Below are 18,961 nucleotides of genomic sequence, written 5' to 3'. Positions count from 1 at the left end.
CGGTCGAACAGACGAACAGAGTCGTTCCGAAGGTCACGTGGGAGAGAACCGATGAGCATCCGCGACGTCTACATCGTCGACGCCGTCCGCACCCCGATCGGGAAGTTCGGGGGCGCCCTCGCCCCGGTGCGCCCCGACGACCTCGCGGCCCATGTCGTGCGGTCGCTCGTCGACCGCTCGCCCGCGCTGGACCCGGCCCGCGTCGACGACGTCTACTTCGGCGACGCCAACGGCGCGGGCGAGGACAACCGCGACGTGGCGCGGATGGCCGTCCTGCTCGCCGGACTGCCCGTCACCGTCCCCGGCGTCACCCTCAACCGCCTCTGCGGCTCCGGCCTGGAGGCCGTGATTCAGGCGGCCCGCGCCATCGCGCTCGGGGACGCCTCCGTGGTGATCGCCGGCGGCGTCGAGTCGATGTCCCGCGCCCCCTGGGTCCTCCAGAAGCCCGAGCGGGCCTTCCCCGCCGGCCACCAGCAGCTGCACTCCACGACGCTCGGCTGGCGCATGACGAACCCGCGGATGCCCGCCGAGTGGACGGTCTCCCTCGGCGAGGGCGCCGAACTGGTCGCCGACCGGCACGGCATCACCCGCGAGCAGCAGGACGCCTTCGCCCTCGCCAGTCACCGCAAGGCCGCCGAGGCCTGGGCGAAGGGCCTGTACGACGACGAGGTCGTGCCCTACCCCGACGTGGACCTGACCCGCGACGAGTCGATCCGGGACAACACCTCCCCGGAGGCCCTCGCCCGGCTCAAGCCCTCCTTCCGGGCCGAGGGCGGCACCGTCACGGCGGGCAACTCCTCCCCGCTCAACGACGGCGCGGCAGCCCTGCTCCTGGTGGACGAGGAGGGGCTGCGCGAGACCGGCCGCGAACCGCTCGCCCGGATCCGCGCCTCCGCCGTCACCGGCATCGAGCCCCAGCTCTTCGGCCTCGGCCCGGTCGAGGCGGTCCGCCGGGCCCTGGACAAGTCGGGACGCTCCTTCGCCGACCTGAGGACCTTCGAGCTCAACGAGGCCTTCGCCGCCCAGGCGCTCGGCTGCCTCGCCGAGTGGCCGGAGCTGGACCCGGAGCTCGTCAACCCGCGCGGCGGGGCCGTCGCGATCGGCCACCCGCTCGGCGCGTCCGGCGCCCGCCTCGCCGGATCCGTGGCGCACCAGCTCGCGGCGGCCGGCTCGGGCACGGGCCTCGCCGCCCTCTGCATCGGCGTCGGCCAGGGCCTGGCGCTGGTCCTGGAGCGCTGAGACCGCGCGGACGCGCCGGAACGGCCGGGACCGTGCCGGACATGCGAGAGGGGTGCGGGAGATCCTCCCGCACCCCTCTCGTGTCCGTCCCCGTCCGAGCGGGTCCGCTACTGCTGCGCGTTCCCCTGCGCCTGGGCGTTCTCGACGGACCGGCGCACCTCGTCCATGTCCAGCTTCCGCGCCTGGCCGATGAGGTCCTCCAGGGCGGCCTCCGGCAGCGCGCCCGGCTGCGCGAACACGGCCACCTTGTCGCGCACGATCATCAGGGTCGGGATCGACTGGATCTCGAAGGCCGCCGCCAGCTCCTGCTGGGCCTCGGTGTCGACCTTGGCGAAGACGAGGTCCTGGTGGCGCTCGGACGCCGCCTCGAAGACCGGGCCGAACTGACGGCAGGGGCCGCACCACGAAGCCCAGAAATCGATCAGAACGAACTCGTTGTCGCTCACGATCTCATCGAAGTTGTCCTTGGTGAGCTCTACGGTGCTCATACCTGCCTGCCTTTCGGGGTCTCCTGGTGGTGTCCTCACGGTCCCCGGGGGACTCGCCGGGCACAACGGCGTATCGGGCCGCACTATTCCAGGCCCCTGCCCGCAGACTGGGATCATGACACATACGGTGGAAGACGAGCAGGTCTACGACGTGGTGGTACTGGGCGCGGGACCGGTCGGCGAGAACGTCGTCGACCGGGTGCGGGCGGCCGGTCTGAGCGCGGCGATCGTCGAGAGCGAGCTGATCGGCGGCGAGTGCTCGTACTGGGCCTGCATGCCCAGCAAGGCGCTCCTGCGCCCCGGGATCGCCCGCTCCGACGCCCGCGCGCTGCCCGGTCTGCGCGAGGCGGCCGGCGGTCCCCTGGACGCGGCGGCGGTCCTCGCCCACCGGAACGAGGTCGTCGGCGACTGGAAGGACGACGGCCAGCTCGACTGGCTGGACTCGATCGGCGTCCGGGTCCTGCGCGGCCACGGCCGCCTCGCCGGGCCGCGCAGGGTCGAGGTCGTGAGTCCCGAGGGCGAGCGCCGCCTGCTCACCGCCCGGCACGCGGTCGCCGTCTGCACCGGCAGCCGCGCCGTCCTGCCGGAGCTGCCCGGACTGCCCGGCGCGCGGCCCTGGACCAGCCGCGAGGCGACCTCGGCCCAGGAGGTGCCCGAACGGCTCGTCGTGGTGGGCGGGGGAGTGGTGGGCGCGGAGATGGCCACCGCCTGGCAGGCCCTCGGCTCGAAGGTGACCGTGCTCGTACGGGGCGGGGGCCTGCTCCCGCGCATGGAGCCCTTCGTCGGCGAGCACGTCGCCGAGGCGCTCCGGGCGCGCGGCGCGGACGTCCGCGACGCGACGGTCACCGCGGTGGTGCGGGACGGGGGCACCGGTCCGGTCACCGTGGTCCTGGAGGGCGGCGACCACGTCGAGGGCGACGAGGTGCTCTTCGCGACCGGCCGGGCCCCGCGCACCGAGGACGTCGGCCTGGAGACGGTCGGCCTGGAGCCCGGTTCCTGGCTGGACGTCGACGACAGCCTCCGGGTCCTCGGCACCGACTGGCTCTACGCCGTCGGGGACGTCAACCACCGCGCGCTCCTGACCCACCAGGGCAAGTACCAGGCCCGGATCGCGGGCGCCGCCATCGCCGCCAGGGCGAAGGAGGACGCCCTCCCGGACTCCGGGAGCTGGGGCGCGTACGCCGCCACGGCCGACCACGCCGCCGTGCCGCAGGTGGTCTTCACCGACCCCGAGGCGGCCGCCGTCGGCCTCTCGCTCGCGGAGGCGGAGCGGGCCGGGCTGCGGGTCCGGGCCGTGGACCTCGACATGACGCAGGTCGCGGGGGCCGGCCTCTACGCGCCGGGCTACCGGGGCCATGCGCGGATGGTCGTGGACCTGGACCGGGAGGTCGTCGTCGGCGCCACGTTCGTCGGCCCGGGGGTCGGCGAACTCCTCCACTCGGCGACGGTCGCGGTCGTCGGCGAGGTCCCGATCGCCCGCCTGTGGCACGCCGTCCCCTCGTACCCGACGCTGAGCGAGGCGTGGCTGCGGCTCCTGGAGGCCTACCGGGGCTGAGGCCCCGTCGGGGACCGCCGGGACTGTGGCTCCTGGAGGCCCACCGGGGGCGAGGACCCGTCCGGGACCACCGGGGCCGAGGCCCCGTCCCCCGACCCGTCACCGCCCGGCGGGAGCGCACCGGGGGACCAGGGTCCGCGCCGCCGAGCGCGCCACCTCCAGGGCGCCCGCCGCTCCCTGTCCCAGGACCACCCGGGTGCTCAACCCGTCGAGCAGGGCGAGGAGTTCGGAGGCGCGGGCGCCGGTGTCCAGCGGGACGAACCGCTTCCGGGCGACGCCCGCCGCGAGCAGGGCCTCCAGGTCCTCCTGCCAGCCCCGGTCCAGCTCGACCTGGGCCTCGCGCAGCGCGTCGTTCCCGGCCGCGCGGGCCCAGAGCTCGATCCACAGCGTCCAGCGCGGGTCGCGGGGCCCGCGCGGCAGGTAGAGGCGCAGGAAGAGGTCCAGCTTGCGTTCCGCCGCGACCCGCCGGACGAGCAGCGCCCGGCGCTCCCCGGCCAGCGCCGCCTCGCTCCAGCGGAGGGCGGCGAGCAGCAGCAGGTCCTTGCTGCCGAAGTAGTACAGGATGTGGCCGCCGCTCGTGCCGAGCCGCTCCGCGAGCGCCGACATGGTGAGGGAGGCGAGGCCGTCCTCGGCGATCGCCGCCATGGCCTCCTCCAGCATCCGCTCCTGGGTGACGTGTCCGTCCCGCCGTCGTGCCGTGCCTGCCACCGTCGCCGTCCCCGTCCCGCTCTTCCGCCCGTTCCGCCGCGCGCGGATCCGTCGTGCGCGGATCCGCCCCGTACGGACCGACCCTAACCGCAACCTCCGAAGGTCTTGACGTGACCGGAACTCGTCGCACATCTTGAATGCCGTTCTAAAACTTAGAACGGCATTCAAGACAGGAGTGCGGTGTGCTCGGACACGAGACGGCGCCCGTGACCACGGGAACCGCGCGGACCACGGGCCGCGACGAGGTGTTCCAGGTCGAGGAACACGGGATCGACCCCATACCCGACGCCGAACGGCACGGCAGCGCCAAGGACGTCTTCTGGCTCTGGTTCGGCTCGAACCTCACCTTCACCTACGTCATCAACGGCGCCCTCGCCGTCGCCTTCGGCCTCTCCTTCCGGCAGGCCGCCGCCGTCGTCGTGATCGGCGGCCTCGCCTTCCTCGCCATCGGCGCGGCCGGCCTCAGCGGCGTGCGCACCGGCACCGCCACCCTCGTCGTCTCCCGCGCCGCCTTCGGCCGCCGGGGCAACTGGCCCGCCGGCCTCCTCAACTGGATCGTCAGCATCGGCTACACCGTCGTGAACACGGTGGTGGGCACCCTCGCCCTCGAAGCCTTCCTCGCCGACCTCGGCTGGAGCGGCGGACCCGCCCCCCGCGCCCTGGCCCTCGCCGTCACCCTCGCGCTGACCTTCGCCGTCGCCCTCTGGGGCCACGCCACCGTCCAGTTCGCCGAACGCTGGATGGCGTACGTCCTCGCCGTCGGCTTCGCCGCCCTGGTCGTCCTCGTGCTGCCCGGCGCCGACACCTCCGCCCCCGCCGCCGCGCCCGGCGCCCAGGCCTGGAGCCTCGCCTTCGTCGTCGTGCTCGCGGGCCCCTTCTCGTACCTCCCGATGCCCGCCGACTACACCCGCTACCTGCCCCGCACGACCTCCCTCAAGGCCGTCACCCGCAGCGCGGCCCTCGGCGGCTTCCTCTCCTCCGTCGCCCTGGGCGTCGCCGGCGCGGCCGCCGCGACCCAGGTCGACATGACCGACGCCGTCGCGGGCACCGAGAGCCTGCTCCCCGGCTGGTTCCAGCCGCTCTTCCTCGCCCTGGTCCTCGGCGGCTCCGTCACCAACTCGATCATCACGCTCTACTCGTCGAGCCTGAACCTCCAGGTCCTCGGCATCCCCTGGAGCCGGGCCCGCGCCATCGTCATCAGCGCCGCCGTCACCGCCGCCGGCTCCCTCGGGGCCCTCTTCCTCACCGACTTCACCACCTCGCTCCTCTCCTTCCTCTCCCTCCTGATCATCGTCTTCGCCCCCTGGGGCGGGGTCTTCCTCGCCGACATGGTGCTGCGCCGCTGCACCTACGACTCCGCCGGCCTGCACGCGGACACCGGTGGCGCCTACTGGTACCGCTCCGGTCTGCACCCGGCCGGCCTCACCGCCCTCCTCGCGGGCCTCGTCTTCTCCGCGCTCACCTGCGACTCCGAACTGTGGACCGGCCCCCTCGTCGCCCCGCTCGGCGGCGCGGACCTCACCCTGCTCGGCGCGGCCGTCTCCGCCCTGGTGTACGTGCTCCTCGCCCGCGGGCACGTCGCGCCGCACCGCCCCTGACGGCCACCGCACCCCATCCCTCCCGCACGCCATGGAGCCATCCCGCATGAACAGCACCGCCTCCGTCCCCGCCGACCTCGTCCTCACCGGCGCCCGGATCCACACCGTCGACCCCGGCCTCCCCGAGGCGGAGGCCCTCGCCGTCCGCGACGGGCGCATCGTCTGGATCGGCTCCGACGACGGCGCCGCCGCCTGGACCGGCCCCGGCACCCGGGTCCTCGACGCGGGCGGACGGCTCGTCCTGCCCGGCTTCGTCGACGCCCACAACCACGTCCGCCTCGGCTCCGACGACGCCTGCGTCCAGCTCGCCGGCGCCCGCACCCTCGACGCGATCCACGAGCGGATCCGCACCTGGCACGCGGCGAACCCGGACGCCGAGTGGATCGAGGCCGAGGCCTTCGACTACTCGGCCGTGCCCGGCGGGCGCATGCCCACCGCCGCCGACCTCGACCCGGCCACCGGCGACACCCCCGCCCTCGTCCTCAGCTACGACGTGCACACCGCCTGGCTGAACACCGCCGCGCTCAAGCGGCTCGGCGTGGACCGCGACCACACCGACCTGCCCTTCGGCCGGGCCGTCACCGATCCGGCCACCGGCGAACCCACCGGATTCGTCAAGGACTTCGCGATCAAGGGCCTCTCGCGCGACGGCCACCGCGCCCTGCGCGACCTCGGCCTGCCCTGGGCCTCGCCCGACCGCCAGTACGGACGGCTCGCCAAGAGCCTGGACGACGCCATCGGCTTCGGCATCACCACCGTCGTCGAACCGCAGAACTCCCTCGACGACCTCGCCCTCTTCGCGCGCGCCCGTGCCGAGGGCCGGTTGCGCTCCCGGATCGTCGCCGCCCTCTTCCACCCGCGCGGCACCACCGAGGCGGACCTCGACGCCTTCGCGGCGGCGGCCGACGCGCACGACGACGACCGGCTGCGGGTCGGCCCGCTCAAGCTGTACATCGACGACGTCGTCGAACCCCGCACCGCCGCCCTCCTGGAGCCGTACGCGGGCTGCTCCCACCACCGGGGCGACACCTTCTACCCGCCGGAGGAGTTCGCCGAGCTGCTCACCCGGCTCGACGCGCGCGGCTTCCAGTGCTTCGTGCACGCCACCGGCGACCGGGGCATCCGCACCGTCCTCGACGCCGTCGAACGCGCCCGCGCCGCCAACGGACCGCGCGACGCGCGCCACCAGGTCGTGCACGTCGAGTGCCTCGACCCGGACGACACCCCGCGCTTCGCCGAGCTCGGCGTCGTCGCCTGCATGCAGCCCCGGCACGCCGCCCCCGACATCGCCGGACCGGGCCGGGACTGGGCCGAGAACGTCGGCCCCGACCGCTGGCACAAGGCCTGGCCGCTGCGCAGCCTGCACGCGGCCGGCGCGGTCCTCGCCCTCTCCAGCGACTGGAACGTCGCCGAGATGGACCCCATGGTCGGCATCCACGCCGCCGTCACCCGCCGCCCGCCCGGTGGCGGCGAGGCCTGGACGGCCGGCGAGACGATCGACGTCGCCACCGCCGTCGAGGGCTACACGAGGGGTTCGGCGTACGCCAACTTCCTGGAGCATGAGCGCGGCTCCCTGACCGTGGGCAAGCTGGCCGACTTCGTCGTCCTCTCCCGCGACATCCTCCGCGTCGCCCCCGAGGACATCCCGGGCACCGTCGCGGAGACCGTCGTGGTCGGCGGCGAGGTGGTCGTGGAGCGCCGCGCGGGGGAGTGACCCGTTCCCGGTCCGGACGTGGGCCGTACCCGATGCGGACGTGGACCGTATCCGGACGCGGACCGTCCTCGGCGCTGACGCGGACGTGGTCCGTCCCCGGCCCGGCGCGGCCGGACCGGGGACGGACCAAAGGCGTTCAGGGCCGGTCGAGCAGCTTCCGCAGCTCGGTGATCTCGGCGGACTGGGTCCGCACGACGTCGTCGGCGAGCTTCCTGGCCGCCGGGTCGAGACCGTTCCTCCGCTCCTCCTCCGCCATGGTCACCGCGCCTTCGTGGTGGGCGATCATCAACTCGGCGAAGGTCCGGTCGAACTCCTTGCCCCTTGCCCCCGCCAGGTCCTTCATGTCCTGCTCGGACATCATTCCGGCCATGGCGTGACCGGAGCCGTGGCCGCCCGCGTGACCGGCGGACTCGGGCCTGCCCCAGGCCTTGAGCCAGGCCCGCATCCTCCGGATCTCCGGGTCCTGCGCCCGCTCGATCGCGGCGGCCAGCTCCTTGACGCCGGCGTCCTCGGCGCGGCCGCGTGCGAGCCCCGCCATCTCCAGGGCCTGCTCGTGGTGGGGGATCATCATCCGCGCGAACATGACGTCCGCGTCGTTGAAGGGCGCCCGGGAGGCGGCGGACCCCGGAGCGGCGGCGGTGGCGGACGGGGAGGCGGTGGCGGACGCCGGCGGGGCGGTGCCGTCCGCACCGCAGGCGGTGAGCAGGAGTCCGGTCGCGGCGACGGCGCCGGCGAGGGCGGACGTCCGGGTGGCGCGGTTCGTGAAGGCGCGCATGCGCATGGGTGGTACCTCGTGTGCTGTGCGTACGGACCTCACGGTTCCGTACGGAGGGAAAAGGGCGGGTCGAAGCGGCTCACGGGCGCTGTGGAGCACCCGTGGGCGGGACGGCCGCCTATATCCGCAGGACGGACAGCAGGGCGAGGTCGGGAGGGCGCCGGGGCGGGGCGTGCGGAACCCGTACGTGCGCGAGGCGCGCCGGGAAGGGCACGAGCCGTTCGGGGCCGCGTCCCAGCGCGGCCAGGACGAGCCGGGCCAGCAGCCAGACGCCGAGGACGGCCACGCACAGCGTGGTCGTGTCCGTCCCGGGACCGGGATCGTGCCGGGCGTCGGAGCCGCCGCCGTCGTGCGCGGAAGGGGCGGTGGCGGTGGTGTGCGTACCGCCGTCGGAGCCCTCCGGGTGGCCCACGGTGTGCATCAGGAACACGCCGAGCGCGAGCACGACGACGAGCAGGAGGTGCGCGAGGGCACCTCCTGCTCGTCGACGGCGTTCCGCCCGGTGTGTGCGCACGGTCAGGACCTCCCGGCCGCCGAATATACCGTGCGGGGGTATCAAGAACGCGTCAGGACACCGTCTCGCCCGCCATGGCGGCGGCCATCCGCAGATGCGGCGCGGCCTCCTCCGGGCGCCCCTGCCGCTCCAGCACGCGGCCGAGCATCAGCCGGGCGTAGTGCTCGACCGGGTCGCGCTCCAGGATCGCCCGCAGTTCGCCCTCGGCCCGCGACAACTGGGCGGAGTGGTAGTACGCACGGGCGAGGAGGAGCCGCTGGGCCGTCTGGTCCGGGTGCTCGGCGACGAGACCGCGCAGGATGCGGACGGCGGTCCCGTACTCCTTCGCGTCGAAGAACAGCCGCGCCCGGTCCCAGCGCTCCCCGGCCGTGCCGAACTCGTAGTAGGTGTCGCTCACTGCTCTTCCTTTCCGGAGCCGAGGATCCGCCGCCCGGTGGGGGCGGTCGACCGGTTCAACACCCCGACTTGGTTGAACATTCCACCAACGCCTTCCGGTGGTCCCGGCTTCTCGCGGCCCCACCGGAGCGTCTCGCCCCGCGGCACCCGGACGGGAATAGGTTGGGCGCCATGAGCAATCTCGATCGCCAGGCCGTGCCGACCGTCTGCGGCGGACGCGGGTTCGTCGTCGCCGAGCCGGTGCGGGAACTCCTCAGCCCCCGCCGCGTCCGGCTCGGCGAATCGACCGAGGTGCGCCGGCTGCTCCCGAACCTGGGCCGCCGGATGGTCGGCGCCTGGGTCTTCGTCGACCACTACGGTCCCGACGACATCGCCGACGAACCCGGCATGCAGGTCCCGCCCCACCCCCACACGGGGCTCCAGACCGTCAGCTGGCTCCACGAGGGCGAGGTGCTGCACCGCGACTCCACCGGCAGCCTCCGGACCATCCGCCCGCGCGAGCTGGGCCTGATGACCTCCGGCCGGGCGATCTCCCACTCCGAGGAGAGCCCCCGCCCGCACGCCCGCCTCCTGCACGGCGCCCAGCTCTGGGTCGCCCTCCCCGACGCCCACCGCCACGTGGAACCCCGCTTCGAGCACCACGCCGACCTGCCCCGCGCCACCGCCCCCGGCCTCACGGCCACGGTGATCCTGGGCTCCCTGGACGGCGCCGCCTCACCGGGCACCGCGTACACCCCGATCGTCGGCGCCGACCTCGCCCTCGCGGCCGGGACCGAGAAGAACCTCCCGCTGGAGCCCGACTTCGAGTACGCCGTCCTGGCCATGTCCGGCGAGGCCCGCGTCGACGGCGTGCCCGTCCTGCCCGGCTCGATGCTCTACCTCGGCTGCGGCCGCACCGAACTCCCCCTCCACGCCCTCTCGGACGCGGGCCTGATGCTCCTCGGCGGCGAACCCTTCGCGGAGGAGATCGTCATGTGGTGGAACTTCGTGGGCCGCACGGACGAGGAGATCCGCCAGGCGAGGGAGGACTGGATGACGGGCGACCGCTTCGGCGAGGTGGTGGGCTACGACGGTGACCGGCTCGACGCCCCGGAGGTCCCGGCGACGCAGCTGAAGGCGCGGGGACGAGTGCGCTGACCTGCGTTTTCTTTGTTGAGCCGATGCAGAGTCGGGGAATGCCCGACCCCTGCCTGTGGCTGTCGTGGTGACTGCGGGAGGGGACGTATCGCAGCCTCCCGCAGTCACCGCCGTCGACGGGTGCGTGTCCAGCGTGTGCTCGTGTGCGAGCAGGTTTAGTCAACTGAATGCTGACCTTTTGCTGACTCTACTGACGGGTTGTCAGTTATTTTGTCAGTGCGGCGCAGGGGGAGAGAGGGCCGGTCTCGGCACTGTAGCCCGCGCCGTTCATGGGCTGGCGAGACGTTGTGGTAGACGCAGGTCCTGTATGAGCCCCTCCTGCTATGCGCCCTGGGCGGCATCGGATGCGTCATGCTCGGCAAGGGCCTCTCTCGCGTCGGTACATGGGCCGACAGAGGCGCTTGTCAGTAAGGGCTGAGACGATGAGGGAGTGGCAGGTTATGTGTTTGGCTTTCAGGTTCCTCGGGTGTGCAGGGTGCGGGGGGAACGTGTCGCTGTTGAAGATCTGATCCCGCAGGTCACCGAGGCGTTCCGTGCGGATGATGGTGACGTGGTCAGGGAGGCTGGGCGGCTTCGTGAGGGTGCCCTGGCGCTTCCCTCTGTGGTTGCGGCGGCGGGCGCGATGATCGTGTTGGGGGAGCCGGGCGCCGGGAAGACTTCTCTGCTGACACAGCTCACAGATCGGCTGCCCCGCATCGTTGTCGATGCTTGGGACAGAGACTCCGATGCGTGCCTCTGGGTGACGGGTGGTGACCTCACCGAGCTCTCCTACCAGGAGGAGCTTGGAAGTCATCTTGCCTCCTTGCCTGGGGAGGGAGGCGCCGTCGGGCGTGGTGGAGTTCTGACGGTAGTCCTAGACCAGGCTGACGAGAGCCCACTTCTGCCGTCTCTGCCCAGGCGGTTGAGAAGGTCGCTCAGCGGCCGGGATCTCAGCCGGGTTCGGTTTCTCATGGCCTGCCGCACAGCCGACTATCCGGCGACACTGACGCCTGTATTGTCCGAGGCTTTCGGTGCCTGTCGGTGCGTTGATCTCGCTCCGTTGAGTCGACAGGAGGCTGTGGCGCTGGCTGACAGCGCCGGCGTGCCGGGGGAAGAGTTGGTGGCAGGGGCTGAGGCGGCTGGTGCCGCCGCGCTGGCCGGCGTACCGCTGACCTTGGAACTGCTGGTCATGACCTATCGGGCTGACGGCCAGCTGCACGGGCTGCCAGAAGAGTTGTTCGCTCGCGGTGTGGCACGGCTTGCTGAAGACCCCGACGCTCGCCGACTTAAGAAGTCCCTGATCACCACGGCCCCGCAGCGCCTGACGGTGGCGGGCCGCGTTGCGGCGTGGATGCTCCTGTCCGGCCACCGTACCGTTTGGCGCGGCGCCACCTTCGAGGCGGGCACATACGACCTGGCGGGCGAGATACTGGCGGGCGGAAAGGAGCGAACCGCTGCTGGCCCGTTCGAGGTGACGCCCCAGGTGGTCGAGGAATGCCTGGCTACCGCGCTGTTCACAGCACCGGACGACGACAGGGTGGCTTTCCGGCATTCTTCCGTAGCGGCCTATCTCGCTGCCCGGTACCTGACCGATCGGAAGACCACGCCGCGGCAGCTGGAGAACCTCTTCCTGATCGGCTCACCGGACGGAGAGACAGCAATAATCCCCGCACCTCTGCGGGAGACTGCCGCCTGGTTGGTGGCCATGAAGCCCTCTGCCAGCAGCTGGCTGGCAACCGCCGATCCGGAAAGCCTGGCAGTTCACAGCGCTCTAGTGCGTTCCGACGAGGTCCGCCGACTGACCGTGAGCAGACTGCTGGAACGTGCGGCACAAGTGGAACTGAGCGACACAAGGTGGCAGCTCTCTCGCTGGGACCTGCGCCATCCTGGGCTCGCTGACCAGCTCGCCGACGTGCTGGAGGCGACCCCCGGCGAAGGTGTGGCCGATTGGCAGACCACAGCGCGAATCCGCCTGGCGATCCAGCTGGCCCAGGATGCCGGCATGGCTCATCCCAGGTTGGCTGATGCGCTGCTGCAGCTGGTGAGGAACGAGGCATGGCACCAGACGGAACGTCGTCTGGCGGCCCGCGCCGCGTTCACGTGTGACCCAGGACGTGCAGCGCTTGTCCTAGCTGGGACTCTAGACTCGCTCTCTGACCTTTCCTACGCCGAGCGTGTGGACCCCGAGCACGAGCTGCGAGGCACCCTGCTGAGCCTACTCTGGCCGCACCATCTGGACGCCGCGACGATGCTGGCCGCCCTTCGCCCCCCGTCCCCAGACCTATACGGCAACTTCGCCCACTTCTTGAGGAGCATGCCCCAGCAGTGCAGGGAGGAGGATCTGCCTGAGCTCCTGGCTTGGACACATAGAGCGATCCTCCAGCCGGACAGTGGCTTCGTCTTCACTCATGACCGTTTCGAGATCTCGTTGATCAACGGGGTGATCGATCGTGCGCTCCGGGCCCCGCAAGCGGATCAGCACACGGCTACCTTGGCGAAGATCATCATCTGCCTCCTCCGTGACCACCACAAGGTCGAGGTCCCGGACTGCCTGCAACCCGACGAGCACGGGCACGAAACCCAGGAGACTCAGTCACTGCGCAGGCTTCTGACCCAAGCCCTCGTCACGGAAGCTGTGCGGGCCAATGTCGACCCGCGGGAAGCGGCCTGCCTGATCGCGTACGACTGGGAACGCCGCCCATTGCTGCGGCTCGACGGACCTTCGGCCCCCGAGCCAGCTACCCGCCACCAGTTGGTGGACCGGAAGGACTTTCCGTGGATGCTGGAGCAAACAGCCCAGGCAGCGGCGTCCGGCGACCATGCGCACATCCAGGTCTACGGCGAGCTGGCCTTCTGCACATTTCCTCCTGATGACCACCATGCGTTCGAACTGGCCTATGACGACAAGCACCCGGCATGGCCATATGTGCGTTCCTTCTACGATGCGATAGCCCTCGATAGTCGTCTCGCTCAGGCGCTCCGCCGCAACCACAGTGCCGGCAAAAAGCATTGGCCGGAAGCAGCGGATTTCATGGCCGAGCAAGTGCGACTCCTCGGTGAGGCTAGGGAGGGGGACAACGACAGTCTGTGGCAGTTCGTATGGAACCTACGCGTGGACCCGCGGACGGGAAGGCTGGTGCAGGACGCATCAGACGCCATGTCAACCTGGCCGGGCGCCGTAGCACTCGATGACGGTCTGACGGACCTCCCTGAGCTAGCCCTGCGCTATCTCACAACCGAACACGACCGCGCGGATTCCTGGCTGCAACACTCGCGCCGCAACAAGTGCTCATGGGCCGGGTATGCCCTGCTGACCGAACTCCAACGATCAGACCGCCTATTCAAACTGCCCCCGTCGGTGTGGAGCTCGTGGACCGCCGCGCTTTTGACCGAGTACCTGGGAATGTCGACGAGCTACATGGAACCCGCACGGGTGGACCTGCTGCGCCTTGCAGCCCGTCACGCCCCTGAGTCTTTGGCTCTGCGCGTCACCCAGGCAGCTCGCGCCGCACTCACGACAGGCCGACAACCCATCGAACTTAACCCCATCGACCCGCGCTGGGCTGCAGAATTGCGTACGGCCATAGAGCACCTTGCTACGGAACTTTCCACCTGCCTCGGGCTCGTGCCCAACGCGGCGGAAAGGGCCGAAGCAGGCTCACCAGCAAGCGAAGGCCAGCCCATTCGTCTGCCCGAGAGCGATGAGGCACGCGAGGCCGCGCTGCGGAACTGGCACAGCATTCTGGCCTCTCTTCTCACTACCGACAGTCGGATTGCGCGCAGCATTATTGACAGCACCCTCGACAGAGCCTGGGAAACTCCGCTTGCCACACAAGCCGCTGTCCTCGCCGCCAAAGCCCTGCTGACCGCAGACGCCGAGACGCACTGGCCACGCGTCAAGGAATTCACGGCAACCGACCCCGAGCTCGGTCGGAGACTGGCCGAAGCGTGCGCCAGGACTGTGGCGGAGCGAATCCAAAGCTCCCTCAGTGAGGCCGGTGTTGGCGACTTGTATCTGTGGCTCAGCGGGTTGTACGACCCCGAAGAGGACCGGCCCCTTCGTGGCGCGCGCTGGATCGACGCTGACGAGCAAGCCCGAGAATGGAGAGACCGCCTACTTCCTGAGCTAAGTCGACGAGCCACCACAGAGGCAGTTCAACAACTGCGCCAACTTGCGGCCCAGTACCCCAATCGGCTGGCTATCGCCGCAGCGCTCGTCGCGGCGACCAAGCAATATGCCGCTGCGAGCTGGAGTCAAGTATGTACGGAGGACGTGATACGGCTCCTGCAGGACCCAGCTCGGCGCGTCATCCGCACCACTACAGACCTCTTGGAGATGGTGCAGGAGGCCATCGAGGACATGAGCCAGGACCTTCCCGCCCACTGCGAACTGCTATGGGACCGTACACCAGGGAAGACTCCTCGAAAGCCATCCGCAGACAGCCCAGCAATCCCCGATGTCTGGCGCCCCAAACCCGAAGCAGCCCTGTGCGCTTACCTCACGCACGAGCTGAGTCTGAGGCTGGCCGGTCACCGCGTCGCTATCAACCGTGAGGTGCTGATCCACCCGACCGATCCATACGGCGCCGGCGACCGTACTGACCTCCTCATCGAAGCGATCCCCTCACCGGGTGACGACCCCAACATCGCTTCAAGGGAGTCCATAAAACTGGTCATCGAGGTCAAGGGTGCCTGGAACGATGAAGTTCCAACGGCTCAAAAAGATCAGCTGGTTGGCCGGTATCTACCCGAAGCGGGGACGGATGCAGGCATCTACATCGTCGGTTGGTATCCCATCGAGCTTTGGACTGCCACGGGGGACAGTCGTAAGACCCGGGCGAGGAGGCTTCAGCCTGACAAGCTGCTGGTCGATCTGCTGGACCAAGCGATGAGCCTCTCCCAGGCAGGCCTTGTTCATATTCGGCCCATGGTGATCAATATCCCGCGCCCCCACAAGCAGTAGGTGCGATCGCTGGGATCGGTGCGCCGGTCCCAGCGATGGAGGACAGCACCGCCCAGTGATCAGGGAAGCAGGTCTCCAGGATCGTCGGGTCGGTGGCCGTGAACGCGGTACAGGAGCTCGTCCGGGTGACGCATGACCCTGGCCAGCCGCCACGCCGCATCGTACGACCTGCGGCTGCGCTCCCGGGACCACAGGCGGAGGGCGAGCAGACTGGTGAGCGGATCGAGCAGCCAGCGCAGTAGGAAGGTCTTCACTGCTCGTCCTCCGTTGCGTAGGGGACGGTTGCCGGGGACGGAGCCACAGACTCCAGGTCGTCGGACGGCGACGGCCAGGGGAATCCGTTGGACCAACCCATCTGCTCGAAGAGCGTGCGGGCCGTGGCCATGAACCGCGCCTGCCGTCCCGGCACGTCGTCCAATCGCTCCCAGACGTAGAGGAGGGAGTGGGCGAGCCGCTCGGCTTGCGTGTGCTCGGTGACCGACGTCCCCACCAGGGGCAGGATCGTGTCCCTGAACGATGCCCAGCTGAGAGCCGACAGGTCGTCCAGATGTCGCTCCAGCCACCACAGGCGGGCGCTGTCACGGTCGGTGCACACGGTCCGAGCCAGTTCTTGCCGGCGCAACCGGTCCTGTGCGAGACCGAGTTCAACCTCGCGCAGGGCATTCTGGTGCCTTTGGGCTCGCTCGGCGTCCTGCTGGGGGAGCAGCAGGGTGAGTTGTGCCCTGAGCCAGAGGCCGGGATGGCTGTCGGGGCTGTGCCACGCCGAGACCGCCAGGGTGAGCCTCTGTTGAGCGCATTCCAGTTCCTCGGGTCGATGCCTCCCGGCGATGCCGCGGCCGAGTTCGTCCAGGGCCAGACGGGCCGCCGCTCGTGCGGCGGTCGCGTGGTAGGTCCCGGTCGCCCGGTGAGGGACCAGATGGGTGAGAGTGCCATGTGCCAGGAAGCGGACGCCCGGCAGGCAGGTGGGCCAGTACGCTTTGAACCGGCCGACCCGCCGTCTCCACCAGGGACCGGGACGCTCGGTCATGCCTCCGACGCTTTCCGGACGAGGCTGTAGTGCTGCATGGCGTGGCCGAGGATGTCCCGCCAGAACGGCCGGACCACCGCTCCGTCTGCCACCAAGAGCCGGTCGAGCCGCAACCGCAGCCGCGGCGGGGCGAAGACTTCAGCCAGCAGGGCGATTACCGCGTCCCTCTGGTCGGCGTCGTGCTCGAACCGCTCTTGCCAGCGGGTGAGCTGGTCGAGCACGGCCTCCACGGCGTCGTTGGTGGTGAGCAGCGTCTGCCAGGCATGGACGAAGTGCTCCCTGCTGGACGCGTCGCCGGCCGAGGCGAGGACCAGGTCCGTGCCCGTGTCACTGGAGACGAGTGCCAGGAAGGATCCCAACGCTTGGCGGTGCGCCTCTCCGCTGGCCTCGGTCCCGTGCCTCTTCAGCCACTGCACGACCGTCTTGTCCACGAGGCCAGGAGCGTGCCGGACAAGCTCCCGGAAGGCATCGACCAGCTTCTCGGCGCCGAAATCCTTCCCACCCGCTGCCTTGCCCAGGCGGGTCAGGGCGAGCGCCGGCTGCTCCAGGCCCCAGGGCCCGCCGCAGACGTCGACGACCAGATCGACCTTCTCCGCGTTGTTGGACTCCGCCCAGTTGAGGAGGCGGTCGCGGACATAGCGGCCGAGTTCGGCGTCGGTCGCGGCCTTTGTGAGCGCCTCGACGGCCAAGATCCGCCGAGGGCCGATGAGTCCCGTTGCGAGAGCGTCGAGCACGTGCCTGTCGTGCTGACGCACTGCCAGGCGCAGGAGGGCCTCGCTTGCCAGTCGGGCGTCGTCCTCCGGTACGGACCGATTCGCGGCGACACCGACCGCCCACCTCGTCAGCAGGTCGTGTTGGGTGGGGAACTCCTCCCAAAGATGACGCAGGATGGCGGCGGGCAACCCCTGACAGCTGCGGTCGTGGTGGGCGCGGTCACCGACGGACTCGATCCCAGCTGCTTGGAGTCGACGGGACGACGTCGCGTCGGTGAGTACGTCGGCCGGCCCCCGGGCCTGGCCCAGCGAGGCGAGCAGGTCGTCGGACGCGCGGACGAGGGAACCGCGCCGCCCTCCGTCGAGCAGCGCTCCGGCCCACACCGTGACCCGAGTGGACAGCAACGACGGGTTTCCGTCCACGGCACCGCGCTTATTGAGCAGCTTCTCTACCGTGGTGTGCCAGTCCCCGAAACGGTCCACGGCTTCCTTGAGCTGCTCCCGGTCGCTCACCGCACCGATGAGCCCGGCCAGCCAGCACGCGTCACGGGCGGAGGGGTCGGCTTCCCAGATCGGGGAGAGCTTTTCGTCCGTCAGCCAGGCCACCCGGTCTGCGTGACCGTGCGCGCCGAGCTCGGTCTCGACGAGGCGCCGCGCACTGGGGGACTCCAGCCGTACCGTGATGTCGCCGGTGGCGTCGGCCCATGCGCCCTGCCAGTCGTTTGGGGTGGCGAGCACGACCAGGAAAGACCCCTGTTTACACAGTGCGGCTCCATGATGGACCAGGTCTTGGCCGAAGCGGGCGGGCGGCTCGTCCGGGAGGTCGGAGAGGTCGAGCAGGTAGCCCGTCGCCGAGCGCACCGGCAAGCACTGGGTCCCGGGCTTGGTCCACTCCGGTTCCAGGTCGAACAGCTCCGGCTCCTGCGGTCCCGCCGTACGGCGCAGGAGTCGCACCGCTGCGGTCCGTCGGCCGCTGCCGGCGGACGCGCACAGCACCACGACGCCGTGCGCTTCGAGGATCTTGGCCGCGTCGAGCAGACGGTTCGGATCCCGGGGCTCGACGAAGCGACCGTCTTCGCTCGCACGGTAGGCGAGGTCGTTGCCGTCGATGGGCAGAGTCTGGACGTAGTCACCGTTCAGGTGTACGGCGTAGTGGACCGCCTGGACGCTGTGATCGCCGTATTGGTGGAACTCCGACGCGTTCGATGGCGGCGCGTCGGCCGGCTCCTGGTGCACCCGGGGCCTCACCGGATTGATTCCGTGGTACGGCGGCTCGGATGCTTCGCTGCTGCGGTCGTTCATTACCGCCCCCGCTCGTCGTAGAAGTTGTAGCCCTGCTTGCCGTGCTCGCCGTACTGGTGGAAGTTCACCGCACCGGGACCTGCCGGAGCCGTGGGAGCCGACGCCACAAGCGCCCCAGACCCCGGCTCCTCCTCATTTGCCGCCGCAGCGGACGGCTCGAAGATGTCCGGATCCGCGAGCCCCCAGTCAAAACCGGGAAGGTGCAGATAGGCCGGCTGCTCGAACTTCTTCACCCTCACCAGATGCCGATGGAAGTGCGTCGGCAGTACGTCGTCGTTGACGCAGCCGCTGTCGAAGACGTCCTCGTACACCCGTTGGGAGACGATCACGGCGGTGTTGGTGATCTCGGGATGTCCGCGCTCGAGCACTGCCCGCAGCGCCTTGTCGTCCAGGAGCCGGTGGGTGTGCACCATGGGCACGCCCAGACCACTCTGAGGCAACGGGCCGACGTGGATGCTGACCCGCAGCTGCAGGGGCTTGAGGTGCGGGTTCTCGGCCCGCCGACGGGAGAGCGCCTGGCGCAGTGCGTCGGGGAAGTGCCCCACCAGGGCGGGCAAGACCTCGGGGTCCATGCCGGCGACGTAACCGTCGCCCGTGTGCTGGCCGAACACGCGCCGTTCCCAGTGCGCGCTGACGTTGCTGGCGCTCAGCGCCTGGGCCAGCAGAGGTGGGATGTCGGCGTTGACTCGCTGCATCCCTTTGCTGTCGAGTGATCCGAAGTCCCTGGCGTCGACGGCCAGCACGGCCCGGTAGGGCCACAAAGGCTCCCATGACGGCAGCATGCGCCGCTCCTCTCGTAGCTCTCCCTGCCCATGCGGCGGGAAGAGCACCAACCTGTTCGAGGAGCGGGGAG

Annotated in this window: 15 protein-coding genes; 6 read left to right on the top strand and 9 right to left on the bottom strand. The window is 70.5% G+C overall.

Features of this window, described 5'->3' with window-relative positions; genetic code table 11:
• Positions 1 to 51 precede the first annotated feature (51 nt).
• The gene (locus ACIQKA_RS10520; RefSeq protein ID WP_386371011.1) at positions 52 to 1,239 is read left to right on the top strand and encodes a thiolase family protein; all 1,188 of its coding nucleotides are present in this window, start codon (positions 52 to 54) and stop codon (positions 1,237 to 1,239) included.
• Positions 1,240 to 1,346: 107 nt separating this feature from the next.
• On the opposite strand, the gene trxA is transcribed toward ACIQKA_RS10520, so the two are convergent.
• The gene (trxA, locus tag ACIQKA_RS10515; RefSeq protein WP_383156490.1) at positions 1,347 to 1,727 is read right to left on the bottom strand and encodes a thioredoxin; all 381 of its coding nucleotides are present in this window, start codon (positions 1,725 to 1,727) and stop codon (positions 1,347 to 1,349) included.
• Positions 1,728 to 1,842: 115 nt separating this feature from the next.
• Between trxA and ACIQKA_RS10510 the strand changes: the two genes are divergently transcribed.
• Positions 1,843 to 3,282 (top strand): dihydrolipoyl dehydrogenase family protein, encoded by a 1,440-nt coding sequence (locus ACIQKA_RS10510; protein WP_383156488.1) that lies wholly within the window; start codon positions 1,843 to 1,845, stop codon positions 3,280 to 3,282.
• Positions 3,283 to 3,381: 99 nt separating this feature from the next.
• On the opposite strand, the gene ACIQKA_RS10505 is transcribed toward ACIQKA_RS10510, so the two are convergent.
• Entirely contained in the window at positions 3,382 to 3,990 is a 609-nt protein-coding gene (locus ACIQKA_RS10505; RefSeq protein ID WP_402540657.1) for a TetR/AcrR family transcriptional regulator, read from the bottom strand.
• A 182-nt stretch (positions 3,991 to 4,172) separates the two neighbouring features.
• Here ACIQKA_RS10505 and ACIQKA_RS10500 point away from each other — a divergent pair, with 182 nt between their 5' ends.
• Together ACIQKA_RS10500 and ACIQKA_RS10495 are read left to right on the top strand one after the other, a co-directional pair.
• Positions 4,173 to 5,588 (top strand): purine-cytosine permease family protein, encoded by a 1,416-nt coding sequence (locus ACIQKA_RS10500; protein WP_383156483.1) that lies wholly within the window; start codon positions 4,173 to 4,175, stop codon positions 5,586 to 5,588.
• Positions 5,589 to 5,634: 46 nt separating this feature from the next.
• Positions 5,635 to 7,302, top strand: coding sequence for an amidohydrolase (locus ACIQKA_RS10495; protein ID WP_402540655.1), 1,668 nt, complete (start codon positions 5,635 to 5,637; stop codon positions 7,300 to 7,302).
• A gap of 136 nt (positions 7,303 to 7,438) precedes the next feature.
• Here the strand turns inward: ACIQKA_RS10495 and ACIQKA_RS10490 are convergent, their stop codons facing one another.
• From ACIQKA_RS10490 to ACIQKA_RS10480, 3 genes are all read right to left on the bottom strand, one after another.
• The gene (locus ACIQKA_RS10490; RefSeq protein WP_402540653.1) at positions 7,439 to 8,083 is read right to left on the bottom strand and encodes a DUF305 domain-containing protein; all 645 of its coding nucleotides are present in this window, start codon (positions 8,081 to 8,083) and stop codon (positions 7,439 to 7,441) included.
• A gap of 112 nt (positions 8,084 to 8,195) precedes the next feature.
• The gene (locus tag ACIQKA_RS10485; protein WP_383156478.1) at positions 8,196 to 8,591 is read right to left on the bottom strand and encodes a DUF6153 family protein; all 396 of its coding nucleotides are present in this window, start codon (positions 8,589 to 8,591) and stop codon (positions 8,196 to 8,198) included.
• 52 nt (positions 8,592 to 8,643) lie between these two features.
• Positions 8,644 to 8,988: a tetratricopeptide repeat protein gene (locus tag ACIQKA_RS10480; RefSeq protein WP_383156475.1), complete on the bottom strand. Its 345-nt coding sequence runs from the start codon at positions 8,986 to 8,988 to the stop codon at positions 8,644 to 8,646.
• A gap of 170 nt (positions 8,989 to 9,158) precedes the next feature.
• Between ACIQKA_RS10480 and ACIQKA_RS10475 the strand changes: the two genes are divergently transcribed.
• Both ACIQKA_RS10475 and ACIQKA_RS10470 read left to right on the top strand, forming a co-directional pair.
• Entirely contained in the window at positions 9,159 to 10,124 is a 966-nt protein-coding gene (locus tag ACIQKA_RS10475) for a pirin family protein (protein ID WP_383447912.1), read from the top strand.
• Between the two features lie 430 nt (positions 10,125 to 10,554).
• Entirely contained in the window at positions 10,555 to 15,066 is a 4,512-nt protein-coding gene (locus tag ACIQKA_RS10470; RefSeq protein ID WP_402540650.1) for a hypothetical protein, read from the top strand.
• A gap of 59 nt (positions 15,067 to 15,125) precedes the next feature.
• Here the strand turns inward: ACIQKA_RS10470 and ACIQKA_RS10465 are convergent, their stop codons facing one another.
• Genes ACIQKA_RS10465 through ACIQKA_RS10450 form a run of 4 tightly spaced genes read right to left on the bottom strand, consistent with a single transcriptional unit; the run spans position 15,126 to position 18,890 of the window.
• Complete coding sequence (locus tag ACIQKA_RS10465) at positions 15,126 to 15,320, bottom strand: hypothetical protein (RefSeq protein ID WP_383447918.1); 195 nt, start codon at positions 15,318 to 15,320, stop codon at positions 15,126 to 15,128.
• Entirely contained in the window at positions 15,317 to 16,093 is a 777-nt protein-coding gene (locus ACIQKA_RS10460) for a hypothetical protein (protein WP_402540649.1), read from the bottom strand. The genes ACIQKA_RS10465 and ACIQKA_RS10460 overlap by 4 nt, the downstream gene beginning before the upstream one ends.
• On the bottom strand, positions 16,090 to 18,108 hold the full coding sequence (locus ACIQKA_RS10455) for a hypothetical protein (RefSeq protein ID WP_402540648.1): 2,019 nt from the start codon (positions 18,106 to 18,108) through the stop codon (positions 16,090 to 16,092). Before ACIQKA_RS10455 ends, ACIQKA_RS10460 begins: the two co-directional genes overlap by 4 nt.
• Complete coding sequence (locus ACIQKA_RS10450) at positions 18,108 to 18,890, bottom strand: hypothetical protein (RefSeq protein ID WP_402540647.1); 783 nt, start codon at positions 18,888 to 18,890, stop codon at positions 18,108 to 18,110. Before ACIQKA_RS10450 ends, ACIQKA_RS10455 begins: the two co-directional genes overlap by 1 nt.
• Between the last annotated feature and the right edge of the window lie 71 nt (positions 18,891 to 18,961).

Origin of the sequence: Streptomyces sp. NPDC092045 (assembly GCF_044756005.1) — a bacterium.
Lineage (GTDB): Bacteria > Actinomycetota > Actinomycetes > Streptomycetales > Streptomycetaceae > Streptomyces.
Note: the sequence above shows the minus strand (reverse complement) of the source record. Positions and strands in the feature narration are given on the sequence as shown.

Coding starts and splice junctions, on each gene's coding strand:
- ACIQKA_RS10520 (WP_386371011.1), top strand. CDS start 52: ATGAGCATCCGCGACGTCTACATCGTCGACGCCGTCCGCACCCCGATC.
- trxA (WP_383156490.1), bottom strand. CDS start 1,727: ATGAGCACCGTAGAGCTCACCAAGGACAACTTCGATGAGATCGTGAGC.
- ACIQKA_RS10510 (WP_383156488.1), top strand. CDS start 1,843: ATGACACATACGGTGGAAGACGAGCAGGTCTACGACGTGGTGGTACTG.
- ACIQKA_RS10495 (WP_402540655.1), top strand. CDS start 5,635: ATGAACAGCACCGCCTCCGTCCCCGCCGACCTCGTCCTCACCGGCGCC.
- ACIQKA_RS10490 (WP_402540653.1), bottom strand. CDS start 8,083: ATGCGCATGCGCGCCTTCACGAACCGCGCCACCCGGACGTCCGCCCTC.
- ACIQKA_RS10475 (WP_383447912.1), top strand. CDS start 9,159: ATGAGCAATCTCGATCGCCAGGCCGTGCCGACCGTCTGCGGCGGACGC.
- ACIQKA_RS10460 (WP_402540649.1), bottom strand. CDS start 16,093: ATGACCGAGCGTCCCGGTCCCTGGTGGAGACGGCGGGTCGGCCGGTTC.
- ACIQKA_RS10455 (WP_402540648.1), bottom strand. CDS start 18,108: ATGAACGACCGCAGCAGCGAAGCATCCGAGCCGCCGTACCACGGAATC.
- ACIQKA_RS10450 (WP_402540647.1), bottom strand. CDS start 18,890: ATGCTGCCGTCATGGGAGCCTTTGTGGCCCTACCGGGCCGTGCTGGCC.